The organism is Pseudomonas sp. EGD-AK9 (genome assembly GCF_000465935.2).
Lineage (GTDB): Bacteria > Pseudomonadota > Gammaproteobacteria > Pseudomonadales > Pseudomonadaceae > Aquipseudomonas.
Genome location: NZ_AVOF01000762.1, coordinates 1 through 15,160, shown reverse-complemented (window position 1 = coordinate 15,160; position 15,160 = coordinate 1). Strand labels below are relative to the sequence as shown.

18 protein-coding genes and 1 pseudogene are annotated in these 15,160 nt (G+C 59.0%); 6 read left to right on the top strand and 13 right to left on the bottom strand.

Annotated elements, in window-relative coordinates; genetic code table 11:
- A pseudogene (locus tag N878_RS29860) lies at nucleotides 1–143 on the bottom strand (monooxygenase); the annotation flags it as partial.
- On the bottom strand, nucleotides 140–1,099 hold the full coding sequence (locus N878_RS23670) for an aliphatic sulfonate ABC transporter substrate-binding protein (RefSeq protein WP_021445975.1): 960 nt from the start codon (nucleotides 1,097–1,099) through the stop codon (nucleotides 140–142). The gene N878_RS23670 and the pseudogene N878_RS29860, both read right to left, overlap by 4 nt.
- Before the next feature lie 532 nt (nucleotides 1,100–1,631).
- On the opposite strand from N878_RS23670, the gene N878_RS23665 reads away from it, so the two are divergent.
- A complete protein-coding gene (locus N878_RS23665; protein WP_021445974.1) occupies nucleotides 1,632–2,951 on the top strand; it encodes an OprD family porin in 1,320 nt (439 codons plus the stop codon).
- Nucleotides 2,952–3,245: 294 nt separating this feature from the next.
- On the opposite strand, the gene N878_RS23660 is transcribed toward N878_RS23665, so the two are convergent.
- From N878_RS23660 to N878_RS27395, 10 genes are all read right to left on the bottom strand, one after another.
- Nucleotides 3,246–3,800 carry an AacA4 family aminoglycoside N(6')-acetyltransferase gene (locus N878_RS23660; RefSeq protein ID WP_082457930.1) on the bottom strand — a complete coding sequence of 185 codons (555 nt, stop codon included), beginning with the start codon at nucleotides 3,798–3,800 and terminating at the stop codon, nucleotides 3,246–3,248.
- A 105-nt stretch (nucleotides 3,801–3,905) separates the two neighbouring features.
- The gene (locus N878_RS28650) at nucleotides 3,906–4,343 is read right to left on the bottom strand and encodes a hypothetical protein (protein ID WP_156350936.1); all 438 of its coding nucleotides are present in this window, start codon (nucleotides 4,341–4,343) and stop codon (nucleotides 3,906–3,908) included.
- An 81-nt stretch (nucleotides 4,344–4,424) separates the two neighbouring features.
- Nucleotides 4,425–5,150, bottom strand: coding sequence for a hypothetical protein (locus tag N878_RS28645; protein ID WP_031303949.1), 726 nt, complete (start codon nucleotides 5,148–5,150; stop codon nucleotides 4,425–4,427).
- Between the two features lie 80 nt (nucleotides 5,151–5,230).
- Nucleotides 5,231–5,737 (bottom strand): hypothetical protein, encoded by a 507-nt coding sequence (locus tag N878_RS28640; protein ID WP_156350935.1) that lies wholly within the window; start codon nucleotides 5,735–5,737, stop codon nucleotides 5,231–5,233.
- Nucleotides 5,738–5,825: 88 nt separating this feature from the next.
- A complete protein-coding gene (locus tag N878_RS27400; RefSeq protein WP_082457931.1) occupies nucleotides 5,826–6,065 on the bottom strand; it encodes a hypothetical protein in 240 nt (79 codons plus the stop codon).
- Nucleotides 6,066–6,152: 87 nt separating this feature from the next.
- Nucleotides 6,153–6,632 (bottom strand): hypothetical protein, encoded by a 480-nt coding sequence (locus N878_RS28635; protein WP_156350934.1) that lies wholly within the window; start codon nucleotides 6,630–6,632, stop codon nucleotides 6,153–6,155.
- A 108-nt stretch (nucleotides 6,633–6,740) separates the two neighbouring features.
- Nucleotides 6,741–7,139: a hypothetical protein gene (locus N878_RS23650; RefSeq protein ID WP_021445971.1), complete on the bottom strand. Its 399-nt coding sequence runs from the start codon at nucleotides 7,137–7,139 to the stop codon at nucleotides 6,741–6,743.
- Nucleotides 7,140–7,230: 91 nt separating this feature from the next.
- Entirely contained in the window at nucleotides 7,231–7,836 is a 606-nt protein-coding gene (locus tag N878_RS28630) for a HEPN domain-containing protein (RefSeq protein WP_156350933.1), read from the bottom strand.
- A gap of 157 nt (nucleotides 7,837–7,993) precedes the next feature.
- A complete protein-coding gene (locus N878_RS28625; RefSeq protein WP_156350932.1) occupies nucleotides 7,994–8,395 on the bottom strand; it encodes a hypothetical protein in 402 nt (133 codons plus the stop codon).
- A 32-nt stretch (nucleotides 8,396–8,427) separates the two neighbouring features.
- On the bottom strand, nucleotides 8,428–8,946 hold the full coding sequence (locus tag N878_RS27395; RefSeq protein WP_082457929.1) for a hypothetical protein: 519 nt from the start codon (nucleotides 8,944–8,946) through the stop codon (nucleotides 8,428–8,430).
- A gap of 690 nt (nucleotides 8,947–9,636) precedes the next feature.
- On the opposite strand from N878_RS27395, the gene chrA reads away from it, so the two are divergent.
- A complete protein-coding gene (gene chrA / locus N878_RS23645; RefSeq protein ID WP_021445970.1) occupies nucleotides 9,637–10,974 on the top strand; it encodes a chromate efflux transporter in 1,338 nt (445 codons plus the stop codon).
- Here chrA and N878_RS23640 read toward each other — a convergent pair.
- Nucleotides 10,969–11,424: a GNAT family N-acetyltransferase gene (locus N878_RS23640; RefSeq protein WP_021445969.1), complete on the bottom strand. Its 456-nt coding sequence runs from the start codon at nucleotides 11,422–11,424 to the stop codon at nucleotides 10,969–10,971. The two genes, chrA and N878_RS23640, sit on opposite strands and share 6 nt — an antisense overlap.
- Before the next feature lie 127 nt (nucleotides 11,425–11,551).
- Between N878_RS23640 and N878_RS23635 the strand changes: the two genes are divergently transcribed.
- From N878_RS23635 to ssuD, 4 genes are all read left to right on the top strand, one after another.
- On the top strand, nucleotides 11,552–12,190 hold the full coding sequence (locus tag N878_RS23635) for a peroxiredoxin (RefSeq protein WP_021445968.1): 639 nt from the start codon (nucleotides 11,552–11,554) through the stop codon (nucleotides 12,188–12,190).
- Between the two features lie 9 nt (nucleotides 12,191–12,199).
- Entirely contained in the window at nucleotides 12,200–12,793 is a 594-nt protein-coding gene (ssuE, locus tag N878_RS23630) for an NADPH-dependent FMN reductase (RefSeq protein ID WP_021445967.1), read from the top strand.
- A gap of 76 nt (nucleotides 12,794–12,869) precedes the next feature.
- Complete coding sequence (locus N878_RS23625) at nucleotides 12,870–13,835, top strand: sulfonate ABC transporter substrate-binding protein (protein ID WP_021445966.1); 966 nt, start codon at nucleotides 12,870–12,872, stop codon at nucleotides 13,833–13,835.
- Nucleotides 13,836–13,896: 61 nt separating this feature from the next.
- A complete protein-coding gene (gene ssuD / locus N878_RS23620; RefSeq protein ID WP_021445965.1) occupies nucleotides 13,897–15,045 on the top strand; it encodes an FMNH2-dependent alkanesulfonate monooxygenase in 1,149 nt (382 codons plus the stop codon).
- The last annotated feature ends 115 nt before the right edge of the window (nucleotides 15,046–15,160 follow it).

The following is a 15,160-nucleotide window of genomic DNA, read 5'->3' as shown; positions in this document are numbered from 1 at the left end:
TCCCGGTCCACCGCGCTGGCGGCCAGACGCCGGGCCAGGCGCTCGACCTTGGCCGTGCGACTGCCGAAATCCACGGGGAACAGGTGCGCGGCGAACAGTGGCTCGTCGCGCAGGCTGGGATGCAGGCGGGCCTGGGCGCTCATTTGGGGCTCCAGATGCTCACGTCGCGGGCATCCACCGACTTGGGCAGCAGGCTGGCATTGAAGAAGGCATCGGCGATCTTCTGCTGCTCGGCGAGGCTGCCCGGCTGCACCAGGCGCACTCGGTAGCTGCGCTTGGCGTTGGCCTGTTCGACGATGGCCGGGTCGAGGTTGCCCCACAGCGGGCCGAGGATTTCAGCCGCCTGGCGCGGGTTGGCGCGCAGCCAGTCGCCGCTCTTCACCAGCTCGGCGAACACGGTCTGCAGCACCTGCGGGTGGCGCTTGGCGAAGGTGGCGCTGGTCAGGTAATAGCGCTGGTAGTCGGCCAGGCCCTGGCCGTCGGCGAGGATGCGCGTCGGCAGCTGCTGCTGGGCGCCACTGAGGAAGGGCTCCCAGGTGACCCAGGCGTCCACCTTGCGGTTCTCGAAGGCGGCGCGGCCGTCGGCCGGGGTCAGGTAGGCCGGTTCGATATCGCCGAATTTCAGCCCGGCATGGGCCAGCGCGGCGATCAGCAGGTAATGCACGCCGGCCGCCTTGGTCACGGCGACCTTCTTGCCCTTGAGGTCGGCCAGGGTTTTGATCGGCGAGTCCTCGCGCACGATGATCGCCTGCGCGCGGGGCGAGGGCGCTTCCTGGGCGAAGTAGGCGAGGTCGGCGCCGGCGGCCTGGGCAAATACCGGCACGGTGTCGGCGACATCGGCGGACAGGTCGATATTGCCGACGTTGAGCGCCTCCAGCAGCGGCTGGCCGTTGGGGAATTCGTGCCAGCTGATGGCAATGTCCTGATCGGCCAGCGCCTTTTCCAGGGTGCCCTGGCTCTTCAGCAGGCTGATCAGCGTGGAGGATTTCTGGTAGCCGATGCGCAGTTGCTCGGCGGCATCGGCCAGTGGCGCGGCAAGCAGGCCGATGGCCAGGGAGGCGGCGATCAGTGTGCTGCGTTTGGAATGGGTGTTGGACATGGCGGCTCTCGCTACGAACACGTGCCGGCCAGGTGCAGCGGCGGATCACGCGTACTTCAGTTTTAGGGAAAGAAGTCCGGTGATCCGGTGAGGAGAAGCTAGACGATCTAAAAAACCATCAATAAATAATTTTTAGGAATTAGCTTAGGAGCAGCGCGCAGGCCGGGCGGGACGCCAGCCGCTGGTAGTGCAGCCAGCAGTCCGCCTTTTGCTTGCTGCAGGTTGCTCCCCGATGCCGCGAAGCGTTCACGGCGTACTGCTATGCGAACGGATCGCCACCCGGTACGCCCTACGACCCCGCATCTCGTGAACTTATATGCATTTTTGGAATTACAAAGTAAAAAATAATTCTTTTTAGGGATTAACAATCGTCTCGTAGATTAGCCACCAGCCGACAGCGGACCACCGCATCGGGCCCGAATCAGGGGCTCTAATGCCAACCCGCCGAGGCCTGCGCCAAGTACGCTGTCCTGCCGAGCCCCTGTGCAGTGCCAAACCCATAACAGCACACACAGCACCTGGAGCATCGAGCATGAACAAGTCCAACCTGGCGCTGGCCGTCGCCCTGGCCGCTCTGGCCAGCGAAGCGACCGCCGCAGGTTTCATCGAAGACAGCAAGGCCAGCATCGGCCTGCGCAATTTCTATTACGACCTCAACACCAAGAACACCGCCAACAACAACGGCGAGGCCAGCGAGTGGGGCCAGGGCTTTATCTTCAACTACAGCTCGGGCTTCACCGAGGGCACCCTCGGCTTCGGCCTCGATGCCATCGGCCTGCTGGGGGTGAAGCTGGACTCCGGCGGCACCGCGAGCAAGGCCGGCCGCGAGCGCACCCCCGGCCAGCTGTTCCCGCTCGATAGCGACGGCAGCGCCGTGGACGATTACAGCAAGGCCGGGGTGACCGCCAAGGTGCGCCTGTCCAAGACCGAGGCGCGCCTCGGCACCCTGCTGCCGAAGCTGCCGGTGGTGACCTTCAACGACGGTCGCCTGCTGCCGCAGACCTTCGAAGGCGGGCAGATCACCTCCAACGAGATCGACGGCCTGACCCTGACCGCCGGCCAGCTGGAAAGCACCAAGACCCGCAGCTCCACCGACGACATCGCCCTGCGTATCGCCGGGGCCAGCGGCGACGCCGACAGCAACAAGTTCTACTTCGCCGGCGGCGACTACAAGCTGGGCAAGGACCTGACGCTGCAGTACTACTACGGCAACCTGGAAGACTTCTACCAACAGCACTTCCTCGGCCTGGTGCACAGCTGGGCCATCGGCCCGGGCGCGCTGAAAACCGACCTGCGCTACTTCGACAGCGGCTCCGACGGCAAGAACGGCAGCGCCGCCGGTCGCGCCGACGGCTACCGCAGCGCCGGCTACTGGCGTGCCGGCGACAGCAGCACCGGCGAGGTCGACAACCAGACCTGGAGCGCCCTGTTCACCTACAGCCTGGGCAGTCACTTCGCCAGTCTGGGTTACCAGCAGGTCGAAGGCGACAGCGCCTTCCCCTTCCTCAACCAGGGTGGCGGCTCTTCGTCCTACCTGATCACCGACCGCCAGATCGGCAAGTTCCAGAACGCCGGCGAGCGTACCTGGCTGGCCGAGTACGGCTACGACTTCGCCCAACTCGGCGTGCCGGGCCTCAAGGCCAGCGTCGCCTACCTCAAGGGCGACAACGTCGATTCCGCCACGGGCGACCTGAAGGAATGGGAGCGCGATTTCCGTCTCGACTACGCCCTGCAGGACGGCCCGCTGAAAGGCCTCGGTGTGTCCTGGCGCAACGCAACCCAGCGCGGCAACGTCACCACCGATGCCGACGAGAACCGCCTGATCCTGAGCTACACCCTGACCCTGCTGTAACCCGGCTGCGACATCTCCTGACCGGCCCGCCAACGGGCCGGCAACGAACTCTTCAAGGTGGAGTACTTTTCGGGCCGATGGCCCGATTTTTTTTTGGGCGTCTTTCAGGCGCGTAGGTTGGGCTGAGCGCAGCGAAGCCCAACAGGGCCGGAATGGGCCGGAATGGGGGGAGGCGTTGGGCTTCGTCGCTACGCTTCTCAACCCAACCTACGCGCTGGCCGCGGAAGGAAAATGACCACTGTGGCCTGGAGCGGCCAGGCGCGGCTGCCGTAGCGCGTCGGCTTGAGCGAGGGGTTAGGCAGCACCTCGCGCCGCCTCGTACGCTTGCCGGGTTTGGACCATATAGATGGCCGGTCCATCCGGCGTTGTGATGCGGCCTTGCTGCACAAAGCCAGCCTTCTCATAGCAGCGGATGGCTCGATGGTTCTCCGGTGCCGGGTCCGTTTGAATCTTGGTCACGGCAGGATCAGAGAAGAGCTGCCGCACCAGCGCCCGCACAAGCGCAGTCCCGAGACCCTTGTTCAAGTCCGTCGGGTTTGCAAGAGATTGGTCGATTCCTCGAACGCCTGGGTCACTCTCGTCTTCCCACCAGCCATCACCACTGCCCATGGCGATGTAAGACTGCGCAAACCCGATAGGCTCGTTCCCCAGCATTGCGATATACGGTGTCACGGCTTCTTCAGCAAGGACGCGCGGCAGATAGTGCAGCCGGACCTCCTCCAAGCTGGGGCGTGCTTCCTCTCCACCCCACCACTCGACGATGTGTGGACGGTTGAGCCAGTCGTGAAGCATGCCCAAGTCCGCCTCGGTCATGAGGCGGAGAGTAACTTCAGACTTGGTGGAGTGCACGGTGATTGTCCTGTGCTGCCTAACGATTAAGCTAACGGGCAGACAAAAGCGTAGCTTTTGGCTGTCCAGCGAGCGAAGTGAGCGGCAGTTGAGCGCCTTGTTGGGCTAAACCCCGACAATGTTTTTATAAAACCAATTATTGAACTCTCTCTCGAGTTCCACCTCAATACCAAGAGTTTGTGCGTTTTTAAGTGCTCTAACAAGCATCCAGCAGGCTGCATCCTCAAGGTCTATTGTTATTGTCGGGCCTTTGTCTTCTTGGAGATGCTTGAGTGCGTTGCGCGCATAATTTTCTTGCTCTACATAGCTTTTTTTATTGAGTTCTTCGCCAAATAATCTGTTATTAAAGTCAGACATTGTTGCGTAAGAGCTATCAACTGCAGAGGTTTCACCGCGCAGAGTCAAGGCTCGACCAAATATTTCCTCGGCGGCCCCCGCGAGGGTAATTGCTGAGGCATAGCTTTGATGCTCTAGAAGCAGAGAAAGAGCTACGTCCAATTGTTCTTTGGCTAGTGCCAATCTTTCGTATGTTTGCTCTGTCATCTCAGCGGGCCCAACGTTTGAGTTCAGCGGGTGGCAAAAGCGTAGCTTTTGACGGTCCGCTGGAACGATGGGTTAGCCGGCTTATAGCTGTGTTAGCCATACTGAAATCACAATCATCACAAACACGGTAAGCCAAAAAAATGTGTTGTTGCGATCTATTTGTGCCAAAACGCGTGCGAACCTGATGGGGAGCACCACTGTAAATACAGAGACCATAAACACGGGAACCGTTACCGCCCAAGTAAGCAAATAGTAGAAGCCAAAAAAAACCAGAAAAACTAGTGAGACAGCACCGCCAATGGCAAGTGGGCTTGATATCTGAGGCATGTTGAAATGTAATGCTGCCGCAGCTTGCTGAAATGGGATAAGCAGGATTTCCGTAAAAGGGGTATGGAAGAGAAGATCAAAAACACCCATGAGAAGTGGGCCAAAAATCATTAGCGCATTGTTTTTAGAAAACTCATCAACAGTGCTCTTGTGGTCGATAACCCACTTGATTGAGAACCAGCCCATAAAAGTAAACGCGAATACCCAGAACAGGGACAAAAAACTCGTTGAGCTTGGCTGGGAAAATCGTTGAAAAGCAAAAAGACAAGCGAACAAGAAAACGCTTGCCCAGCCATAGAGCCGCCGAAGAAAACGCAACCCACTTATGGTCGTGGCATCTTCAAGTCTGCTATTTAATCTTGAGTAATGGCCCTCAATCGCTGACAGAAATGCATCGATTTTTGGGTTTCTTCTGGCCTTTTCACCAACCCAATAAACACTGATTAGTACAACCAAGAGAGTAAGCGCAATTTTGAGCATAGCGGTAGTCGGCTAACGTTTGGTTAAGGGGCGGGCTTTAGCCCGTCCCAGTGAGCGAAGCGAACGGTTTGAACCAGTTGTTATGCGTTACGCCGTAGAGAGTTCCAGTCAACGTATGGCCCAATAGCTCTTATATGCGTTTCGTCAATATACCTACCTTTCAGCTCTTTATGGCAGTGTGATAGGTAGTTAAGTATTATTTCGTAAATTTTTGAATTTGAAGCGTCTCTAGGGATTTCTAGCTCTGGAGCTAGTTTATGAGTTTTCCATTCGAAGCTTTTCTTTCGTGTGCGGATAATTCTTTTGGCTGCCTGCCCCCAGTACTCTCCTCGGATTTGAGAGCCTAGGAAATGCAATTGAATATAACCTATTATTTCGTTGTAATTCCAAGCGCCACCGTACTTGTTTTGTAAGTGTTCGCGGAACATTGTTTCGTGGCCTGGATTACGTTTGTAGAACTCTTTTTGCAGCTCAGTGCGCTCTGGGTTTGAGTACAATCCTTTGTTTATGAACTCTTCCATTTGCTCATAATAGCGCTCGCGTTCAATTCGGTAGACTGGTACATCCATGAAGTAAGCGCTAATCATGTACCCTCGCATAACGATTAAGCTAAGGGGCGGCGGAACGCCGTCCCAGCGAACGAAGTGAGCGCTTTGAGCGCATTGTTAGGCATGATTAACACTCATCCCTGAGTCTGTCTCGCGCAGCACGTAAAATTTCGGTGTAGTTAGCTTCAAATGGAATAGATAGGTGTTTTTCGAAAATACAGCAAAGGTTCCAAAGCGCTCGTTGCTCCGCCTGATCTTCAATATTTAACTCATCCGTATTGCTGAAGCGCTGCAGAAATTCAAATAGAACAACAGCTTCGTCCGTTGTGAGTGAAATGAGAACATTTTCAGGTTGCTGGTGGCTCATCATGAGTGCCTAACGTTTGGCTAAGGGGCGGGCTTTAGCCCGTCCCAGTGAGCGAAGCGAGCGATTTGAGCCAGTTGTTAGGCTACATTAGGTGCATAGCTTGTAAATGGCGACACAAAGAGCAGTGGCCCATGCAATGCTTAAAACTAGTGGGATCGCCAAAGCAAGACTGTGCCCGCGAGGTATAAATGCACCATTTCTACCACCCTTGCGGGCGATTTCACGGTGATCCGCAAGAAAAACACGAGCGTTAGTTTGTAACTCCGACTCAATGGATCGAAGTGTGCCCGTCCAGACGGAATGCCAATAGTCATTATGACGAGTCCAGAAGACCCAAATTAAGGCGAGTAGAAGCCCAACAACGCTAGCAAAAGCAAGAATGGGTGCGCTGACAGAGCCTTCTTCAGAAAAAGCTGATCTGGCCAGCAAAGCAATAGCGCCGTGGACTGTTAGGAAAACGGTGCTGAACTTGAATAGATATTCATCTTGGAATGTAAGCCGGGAGAAAGCTGTTTTATAAAGTTCTACAGTTGTTGATTCTTTATATGTATCTGGATTTTCGTTCATGGTATGAAATCCGAGAATGTAGCCTAACGATTAAGCTAAGGGGCCGGCTTTAGCCGGTCCCAGCGAACGAAGTGAGCGATTTGAGCGCATAGTTAGGTGTGACCTGAACTAACACCCACCGCTACGAAATATGCCGCACGCGGTGTTAATAACAACAAAGCCCCCCAGATACCAAAGCCCGATAATGCCAATGACGCCGCATGAGGCAGCAATCGGAAGCGAGAGCCTACTTCGATGCGACAGGAAACCCAGCGAGATGAAGAAGGTTGCTAGCGGCAACCCAACGATGATGAACCTAGAATCACCAAAACCATACAGGACATCGAGGCTAAGGGTTCCGATGACAAAGAGTTGGAGCACAAGAAGCGCGAGCCCCATGGCGAGAGCTGTTTCCGAGATTGCCCTGTGCACTTTCTTCCGGATAGAAGGTAAGACCCCTACAGCAAGAAGCAGCACACCAAGTGCTGTGGCCAGCAAAAACGTAATGACGGGGCTTGCGAAGAGCATGAATGAACACCTAACGATTAAGCTAACGGGCGAGCAAAAGCGCAGCTTTTGCGAGTCCAGCGAACGAAGTGAGCGATAGTTGAGCGCATTGTTAGATACCGTAGACGACTCTGTTTAGTCTGGATACTAGGTTTTCTATAAATTCAGAGCACTCGTTTGCATAAGCTGGCTGCATATGACGCACCGCGCCATTGGCCTCTCGGTCTCCTTCGTGAGCAATTTGGTTTCGGCGCTTCACGTAGTTGGCCAAGATGCGTTTAATATCTGTGGCTGTTGTGTTGGGGCCTGGCCATAATTGAGATACTGACTCGAATATGTTTTGGTGCCCAATAAGCTCGTATCCGGCTATTATTTTTTCCGGCGCTTGATAGGATAAAAATGAAAGCGTCTTATCATTTAGACGTTCGGATAGCTCTAGATAAATATTTGCTGCAGATATTACAGGTATTGCGTCTCTAAAATTTGCTCCGCTTTTAATTGGGATGATGCTAGCCATTGCGTCGCATAACGGCAGCGGAATTGGCTCCATTCGCAGCGCATGCGGAATTTGTTCTTTTAGAACTGTGTGAACGTAGGCATCTAATGCAGAGAGAGATGCAACCACGGCGGAGCGTGGTAGCCATAAAAGATCTTCGTTTTGCGGGGTTAATCTGCCCCGCTGGCCAAGTTGGCGATGACGGCGTAATTCTTTGTACATCTCTGTCAGCTTCTGCGCTGCAGTGATGCTGTGCTGGAAGTGTAGGTGTGCTGTCATAAGGTATCTAACGTTTGGTTAAGGGGCGGGCTTTAGCCCGTCCCAGTGAGCGAAGCGAGCGATTTGAACCATTTGTTAGGTGTGCCCGCATTAGTGACTTTTACTTGAAGTCAGATAGTAAAAAACATGTATGCTCAGAAAGGTAAAGCTCAAGGTCATCAACGGTGCTCATCGTCACATCGATTTTTTGTTCCGCAGTATCGGACGAGGAGGTGAGAATTTCTAAAATGTAGATGTTTTTTGATTTTTGTAGGCTGGCATTGATTTTTGATTGTTTGTTATCAATTTCTACAATGGCTGATGCTGATAATTTTCTTTCAGAAAGCTTCTCTTCTATTTTATTTTTCAAGCACTTTCTTTGTGATGAAGCTTCGTTCTGTGAAATATGGCGTGAAGCTACAACTACGAGCATCAATACAAGTGCCCAACCATATTGCCCTCGTGCACCTGAGCCATGAATGGTGCTAAGCCAGTCTAGTATTGGGGTTGTGAACTCGTGCATGTATTACCTAACGTTTGGCTAAGGGGCGGGCTTTAGCCCGTCCCAGTGAGCGAAGCGAACGATTTGAGCCAGTTGTTAGAAGTGTTTAACTTGGCGCTAATGTTCAGGACGCGATTATCTAGCAGTATTGCTCCGCGCATGTGCAAGACATGACCGTTAACATGTGCTCTGTACGAGCCGTACTCTGAGATTACTGCGTGCGGTATTAAGTATGCCTCAATAAGCTCATATGCTTCATTGAAGATTACAGCTATGAGTTCGTCAAAGTCATTTTTGTCTAGGTTGCGTATGACGCCTAACTGCCTTGAACGATTGCTTGCAGTTATACGACGACCTTTTATTTGGATTTTCTTACCGTCGATTGATTCTGCGTCGTGACCTGCGGCTGAATTTTTTGCGAGGGTTAGATTTAGCGCGGACGAAACCAACCACTCGGCGTAATCTCCGACTGGATTATTTTTTGTTCTGAGTACGCCACGATTCTTAAGTTCTTCAATGGCTGCTGCATGAAGCTTTAGCAACTCAGGTATTGATAGGTTGGCTAGATCCATGTTGTTAAATACTTCTAACTATTAATTAGGCGACACGGCTGTCGCGTTTGCCCACGACAGCTGTCGCATAACCTTCCTTGTCGTCCTGCAAGTCCTTGTCTGGCCTGAAGATGCTCGCGGCAAACGCGACAGCACTCAGGGAGAAACGCGACAGGGATGACGGCAAGCCCAAGCTGCTGGATCGACTGCGCCAGCAGATTCACGCCCGAAACTAGTCCATCCAGGGCGAGCCTGTCCATGCCGAGTGGGCGAAATGCCATTGCGCCTGCGTCACTATCGGTATCTGCCTGGAAGGGCAGGGATCGAGGCATCCCTTACCACCCACAGAATCTGTTGGCAGAGCTGTGGATAAACTGCGCAAAAGCCGCTGCCGGCCAGCGTTCAGGCGGGCTGGCGGGGGCCGTGCAGTTTTTGTTCAAGGGCGCCTCATAGGGGTTATCGCCAGGCGCTATATCCTTGTGGATCAATGCCTTGCCCCGAGTTTTCAATAGTGGCGGGTGGCCATGAGGTCATCCGCGCGCTCATGCAAAGAATCTGGGGAAAGCGCTGTGGATAAGATGCGGGAAAACCGCGCCGGGCCAGGCGGCATCGGGGCTGCGCGGCGCTGGTGATTTTCCGTGCAGGGTCATGCTTGTGGCATAGCGAGCGGCTATAGTGATTGGCCGATTTTTACCCCATGGAGTGCATTCGATGTCCGATGCTGGTGAGCGACCCGCCCCCGTCAGTCTGCTGCAGGCCTTCTGGTTCTGGCTCAAGCTGGGGCTGATCAGCTTCGGCGGGCCGGCCGGGCAGATCGCGATCATGCACCAGGAGCTGGTGGAGAAGCGCCGCTGGCTGTCCGAGCGGCGTTTTCTGCATGCGCTGAACTACTGCATGTTGCTGCCCGGGCCGGAGGCGCAGCAGTTGGCCACCTATATCGGCTGGCTGCTGCACCGCACCTGGGGCGGGGTGATCGCCGGGTTGCTGTTCGTGCTGCCGTCGCTGCTGATCCTGATCGTCCTGTCCTGGGTCTATATCGCCTTCGGCGACGTGCCGCTGGTGGCCGGGATCTTCTACGGCATCAAGCCGGCGGTGACCGCCATCGTGGTGCAGGCGGCCTGGCGCATCGGCGGCCGCGCGCTGAAGAATCGCTGGCTGTGGGCGATTGCCGCGGCGGCCTTCGTCGCCATCTTCGTGCTGCAGCTGCCGTTCCCGCTGATCGTGCTCGGCGCGGCGCTGCTCGGTTATCTCGGCGGGCGCCTGGCGCCGCAGCATTTCGCCGTCGGCGGCGGCCACGGCGCGGCGGACAAGTCCTATGGCGCGGCGCTGATCGACGACGACACGCCACCGCCGGCGCATACCCGCTTTCGTTGGCCGCGCCTGGCGCTGATCCTGCTGGTGGGCGCTGCGCTGTGGCTGCTACCCATGGGCCTGCTCACCGCGCTGTTCGGCTGGGACGGCAGCCTGACGCAGATGGGCTGGTTCTTCACCAAGGCCGCGCTGCTCACCTTCGGCGGCGCCTACGCGGTGCTGCCCTACGTCTACCAGGGCGCCATCGGCCATTACGGCTGGGTGACGCCGACGCAGATGATCGACGGCCTGGCCCTGGGCGAGACCACACCGGGGCCGCTGATCATGGTGGTGGCCTTCGTCGCCTTCGTCGGCGCCTATGGGCAGCCGGTGTTCGGCGCCGATTCGGCCTTCGCCAGTGGCGCGCTGGCGGCCTGCCTGGTCACCTGGTTCACCTTCCTGCCGTCGTTTCTGTTCATCCTCGCCGGCGGGCCGCTGGTGGAGTCGACCCACGGCGAGCTGAAATTCACCGCACCGCTGACCGGCATCACCGCGGCGGTGGTCGGCGTGGTCCTCAACCTGGCGCTGTTCTTCGGTTACCACGTGCTCTGGCCGGAGGGCTTCGCCGGCCGCTTCGACTGGCCCTCGGCGCTGATCGCCCTGGGCGCGGCGCTGGCCCTGTTCATGTTCAAGCGCGGGGTGATCGAGACCATCGCCGGTTGCGCCCTGGTCGGCCTGGCGGTGCATCTGCTGCTATAGGGTCAATGCCAGACGCAGCCGATCCCTGTGCTGCAGGCCGTGCTCGAACAGCGGCTCGGGGTAGTGGGTGAGGAAGTAATCCGGCTCCACCGCCACCACGCGAAAGCCGGCGCGCTGGTAGAAGGTCAGCTGGTGGCCGAAACTGCCGGTGCCCAGCTCCAGGCGCCGTGCGCCCAGTAGTCGGGACTGGGTGATGGCGTGGTCCAGCAGCAGGCGGCCGATGCCCTGGCCCTGGTGCTCGGACGCCACGGCGATGTTCATCAGCTCCCAGGTGTCGGCCGTCAGCGCTTTGAGCAGGTAGACGCCGACGGTTGTTCGGCCCAGGCGTGCCACCACGCAGTGGCAGTCGTGCAGATAGCCGGCGATCGCCTCAGCGCTGGGATCGGCTTCCAGCAAAAGGTGCATCGGCGCCTGGTCCCCGGGGACGCTGTGCAGGCTCGGGTTGGGCATGGGGCGGTTCCATTCGTTTCGTTTAAATAGCTTTAAGTTATAAATAAATTTTTATTTATTCTTTTTGTTTCTCTGCGTTCCTCAGCATAGTGAGCCCCACGCAAGCCACTGGCACAGGAGCGCCACCATGAGCATTCGTCTGGGCGACATCGCCCCCGACTTCGAACAGGATTCCAGCGCAGGCCGCATTCGTTTCCACGACTGGCTGGGCGACAGCTGGGGCATCCTCTTCTCCCACCCGGCCGACTTCACCCCGGTGTGCACCACCGAACTGGGCTTTACCGCCAAGCTCAAGGACGAATTCGCCCAGCGCGGCGTCAAGGCCATCGCCCTGTCGGTCGACCCGGTGGATTCGCACCTCAAATGGATCGACGACATCAACGAGACGCAGCACACCGCGGTCAACTTCCCGATCATCGCCGATGCCGACCGCAAGGTCTCGGACCTCTACGACCTGATCCACCCGAACGCCAACGACACCCTGACCGTGCGTTCGCTGTTCGTCATCGACCCGCACAAGAAGGTGCGCCTGACCATCACCTATCCGGCCAGTACCGGGCGCAACTTCCACGAGATCCTGCGCGTGGTCGATTCGCTGCAGCTGACCGACAACCACAAGGTGGCCACCCCGGCCAACTGGCAGGACGGTGACGAGGTGGTGATAGTGCCGTCGCTCAAGGACGAGGCCGAGATCGCCGAGCGCTTCCCCAGGGGCTATCGCGCGGTCAAACCCTACCTGCGCCTGACCCCGCAGCCGAATCGCTAAGGACTGACCATGCATGTCGTGTTGCTGTCCGGCAGCCCCGCGGCGCGTTCGCGCACCGAAGTGCTGCTGGACCATGTGCGCCGGCGGCTGGAGGCGCAGCAGGTGGAAGTGAGCCTGCTGCGGGTGCGCGATTTTCCCGCCGAGGACCTGCTGCATGCGCGCGCAGGCAGCCCGGCTATCCAGCAGCTGCAGGCCGTGGTGGCCAGCGCCGATGGCCTGGTGGTCGGCACGCCGGTGTACAAGGCGTCCTTCACCGGTGCGCTGAAGGTGCTGCTGGATCTGCTGCCCGAGCGGGCCCTGGCGCACAAGGTGGTGCTGCCGCTGGCCAGTGGCGGCAGCCCGGCCCATCTGCTGGCGGTGGATTACGCCCTCAAGCCGGTGCTGGCCGCGCTGAAGGCGCAGGAAATGCTCTCCGGCGTGTTCGCCGTGGACCAGCAGATCGCCTACCCGGAAGGCGGCGAGCCTGCGCAGCTCGACGAGGAGCTGCGCGAACGCCTCGACGAGTCGGTCGAACAGCTGCTCGCCGCACTGGCGCGGCGGCCGCAACCGCTCGATCCGAAGCTGTTGAACGACCGGCTGGTAAACGCCCGCTGGAGTATTTGATCCACCCGTAATACCCCGCCTTACTCGCCCGCCAACGGGCAAGCAGGCCCACACTCAACTTGCAAAGGAGGTCGCCATGGGCGCCAACACTTTGCGTCGGAGTCTGGTCGCCCTGTTTGCCGCGGCCATTTCCTTCGGCGCCATCACTCAAGCTCAAGCCGAGACGCTGCGGATCGGTTATCAGAAATACGGCACCCTGGTGCTGCTCAAATCCAGCGGTGCGCTGGAGAAGCGCCTGGCCGCACAGGGCGTCAAGGTGCAGTGGACCGAGTTCCCGGCCGGCCCGCAGCTGCTCGAAGGGCTCAACGTGGGCTCCATCGACTTCGGCACCACGGGCGAGACGCCGCCGGTATTCGCCCAGGCCGCCGGTGCCGACCTGCTCTACGTGGCGTTCGAGCCGCCGGCGCCGCTCAGCGAGGCGATTCTGCTGCCCAAGGATTCACCGATCAAAACGGTGGCCGAACTCAAGGGCAAGAAGGTCGCCCTGAACAAGGGCTCCAACGTGCATTACCTGCTGGTGCGCGCACTGGAGGAAGCCGGCCTGAGCATCACCGATATCACGCCCGTGTACCTGCCGCCGGCCGATGCGCGCGCCGCGTTCGAGCGTGGCAGCGTCGATGCCTGGGTGATCTGGGACCCCTTCCAGGCTGCCGCCGAACAGCAGCTGCAGGCCCGTACCCTGCGCGACGGTCGGGGCCTGGTGAGCAACCACCAGTTCTACCTGGCCGCGCGCCCCTTCGCCGAAAAGCATCCCGAGGTGGTGGTCGCCCTGGTGGACGAAATCCGCAAGACCGGCGAGTGGACCCGCGCCAACGTCGACCAGGCCACCGCCCAGGTTGCACCGCTGCTGGGCCTGTCCCCCGAGATCACCCGTACCGCGGTGCAGCGGCAGAGCTACGGCGCGCAGCTGATCACCGCCGAGGTGGTGAGTGCGCAGCAGAAGATCGCCGACACCTTTAGCGAGCTGAAGCTGATCCCCAAGCGCCTGAGCATTGCCGAGGTGATCTGGCGGCAGCCGGCCAAGGTCGCCCATGCGCAATAGAACCCTCACCCCCAGCCCCTCTCCCGGCGGGAGAGGGAAGCGAATCCAAGGAGACCCCTCCATGAGCCTCAATATCTTCTGGTTCCTGCCTACCCATGGTGATGGCAAGTACCTGGGCACCGCCGAAGGCGCGCGCGCCGTCGACCACGGCTACCTGGCGCAGATTGCCCAGGCCGCCGACCGCCTCGGCTACGGCGGCGTGCTGATTCCCACCGGGCGTTCCTGCGAGGACTCCTGGCTGGTGGCGGCCTCGCTGATCCCGGTGACGCAGCACCTGAAGTTCCTGGTCGCCCTGCGCCCGGGGATCATTTCGCCGACCGTGGCCGCGCGCCAGGCGGCGACCCTGGATCGCCTGTCGAACGGCCGTGCGCTGTTCAACCTGGTGACCGGCGGCGACCCGGACGAGCTGGCCGGCGATGGCCTGCACCTGTCGCACGCCGAGCGTTACGAGGCGTCGGTCGAATTCACCCGTATCTGGCGCCGCGTGCTGGAAGGCGAAACCGTCGACTACGCCGGCAAGCACATCCAGGTCAAGGGCGCCAAGCTGCTCTACCCGCCGATCCAGCAGCCGCGTCCGCCGCTGTATTTCGGCGGTTCCTCCGACGCGGCGCAGGACCTGGCCGCCGAGCAGGTCGAGCTGTACCTGACCTGGGGCGAGCCGCCAGCCGCGGTGGCCGAGAAGATCGCCCAGGTGCGCGAGAAGGCGGCCAGGCAGGGCCGTGAAGTGCGCTTCGGCATTCGCCTGCACGTGATAGTGCGCGAGACCAACGAGGAAGCCTGGGCCGCGGCGGATCGCCTGATCAGCCATCTGGATCAGGACACCATCGACCGCGCCCAGGCGTCGCTGGCGCGTTTCGACTCGGTCGGCCAGCAGCGCATGGCCGCCCTGCACGGCGGCAAGACGGACAACCTGGAAGTGTCGCCGAACCTCTGGGCCGGTGTCGGCCTGGTGCGCGGCGGCGCCGGCACCGCGCTGGTCGGCGATGGCCCGACCGTGGCGGCGCGGGTGAAGGAGTATGCCGAGCTGGGCATCGACACCTTCATCTTCTCCGGCTACCCGCATCTGGAAGAGTCGTACCGGGTCGCCGAACTGCTGTTCCCGCATCTGGACGTGGCCGCGCCTGCGCGTCCGGAGAGTCGCGGCTACGTCAGCCCGTTCGGCGAAATGATCTCCAGCGACATCCTGCCGAAGGCGGCTTCGGCGAGCTGAAAAGCATCCCGCTCGCTTCCACGGCGGTCCGCAAATGCAATCCGGGAACAGAAACACAGGATTCTTCGAGGCAACCATGAGCAACACGACCCTTAACACATTGGCCCTGCGCGCC

Coding starts and splice junctions, on each gene's coding strand:
- N878_RS23665 (WP_021445974.1), top strand. CDS start 1,632: ATGAACAAGTCCAACCTGGCGCTGGCCGTCGCCCTGGCCGCTCTGGCC.
- N878_RS28640 (WP_156350935.1), bottom strand. CDS start 5,737: ATGATTAGCGCTTACTTCATGGATGTACCAGTCTACCGAATTGAACGC.
- ssuD (WP_021445965.1), top strand. CDS start 13,897: ATGAGCCTCAATATCTTCTGGTTCCTGCCTACCCATGGTGATGGCAAG.
- N878_RS23670 (WP_021445975.1), bottom strand. CDS start 1,099: ATGTCCAACACCCATTCCAAACGCAGCACACTGATCGCCGCCTCCCTG.
- N878_RS27395 (WP_082457929.1), bottom strand. CDS start 8,946: ATGGATCTAGCCAACCTATCAATACCTGAGTTGCTAAAGCTTCATGCA.
- N878_RS23640 (WP_021445969.1), bottom strand. CDS start 11,424: ATGCCCAACCCGAGCCTGCACAGCGTCCCCGGGGACCAGGCGCCGATG.
- N878_RS23635 (WP_021445968.1), top strand. CDS start 11,552: ATGAGCATTCGTCTGGGCGACATCGCCCCCGACTTCGAACAGGATTCC.
- N878_RS23625 (WP_021445966.1), top strand. CDS start 12,870: ATGGGCGCCAACACTTTGCGTCGGAGTCTGGTCGCCCTGTTTGCCGCG.
- N878_RS28630 (WP_156350933.1), bottom strand. CDS start 7,836: ATGTACAAAGAATTACGCCGTCATCGCCAACTTGGCCAGCGGGGCAGA.
- N878_RS28650 (WP_156350936.1), bottom strand. CDS start 4,343: ATGACAGAGCAAACATACGAAAGATTGGCACTAGCCAAAGAACAATTG.
- ssuE (WP_021445967.1), top strand. CDS start 12,200: ATGCATGTCGTGTTGCTGTCCGGCAGCCCCGCGGCGCGTTCGCGCACC.
- N878_RS28635 (WP_156350934.1), bottom strand. CDS start 6,632: ATGAACGAAAATCCAGATACATATAAAGAATCAACAACTGTAGAACTT.
- N878_RS28625 (WP_156350932.1), bottom strand. CDS start 8,395: ATGCACGAGTTCACAACCCCAATACTAGACTGGCTTAGCACCATTCAT.
- N878_RS23650 (WP_021445971.1), bottom strand. CDS start 7,139: ATGCTCTTCGCAAGCCCCGTCATTACGTTTTTGCTGGCCACAGCACTT.
- N878_RS27400 (WP_082457931.1), bottom strand. CDS start 6,065: ATGAGCCACCAGCAACCTGAAAATGTTCTCATTTCACTCACAACGGAC.
- N878_RS28645 (WP_031303949.1), bottom strand. CDS start 5,150: ATGCTCAAAATTGCGCTTACTCTCTTGGTTGTACTAATCAGTGTTTAT.
- chrA (WP_021445970.1), top strand. CDS start 9,637: ATGTCCGATGCTGGTGAGCGACCCGCCCCCGTCAGTCTGCTGCAGGCC.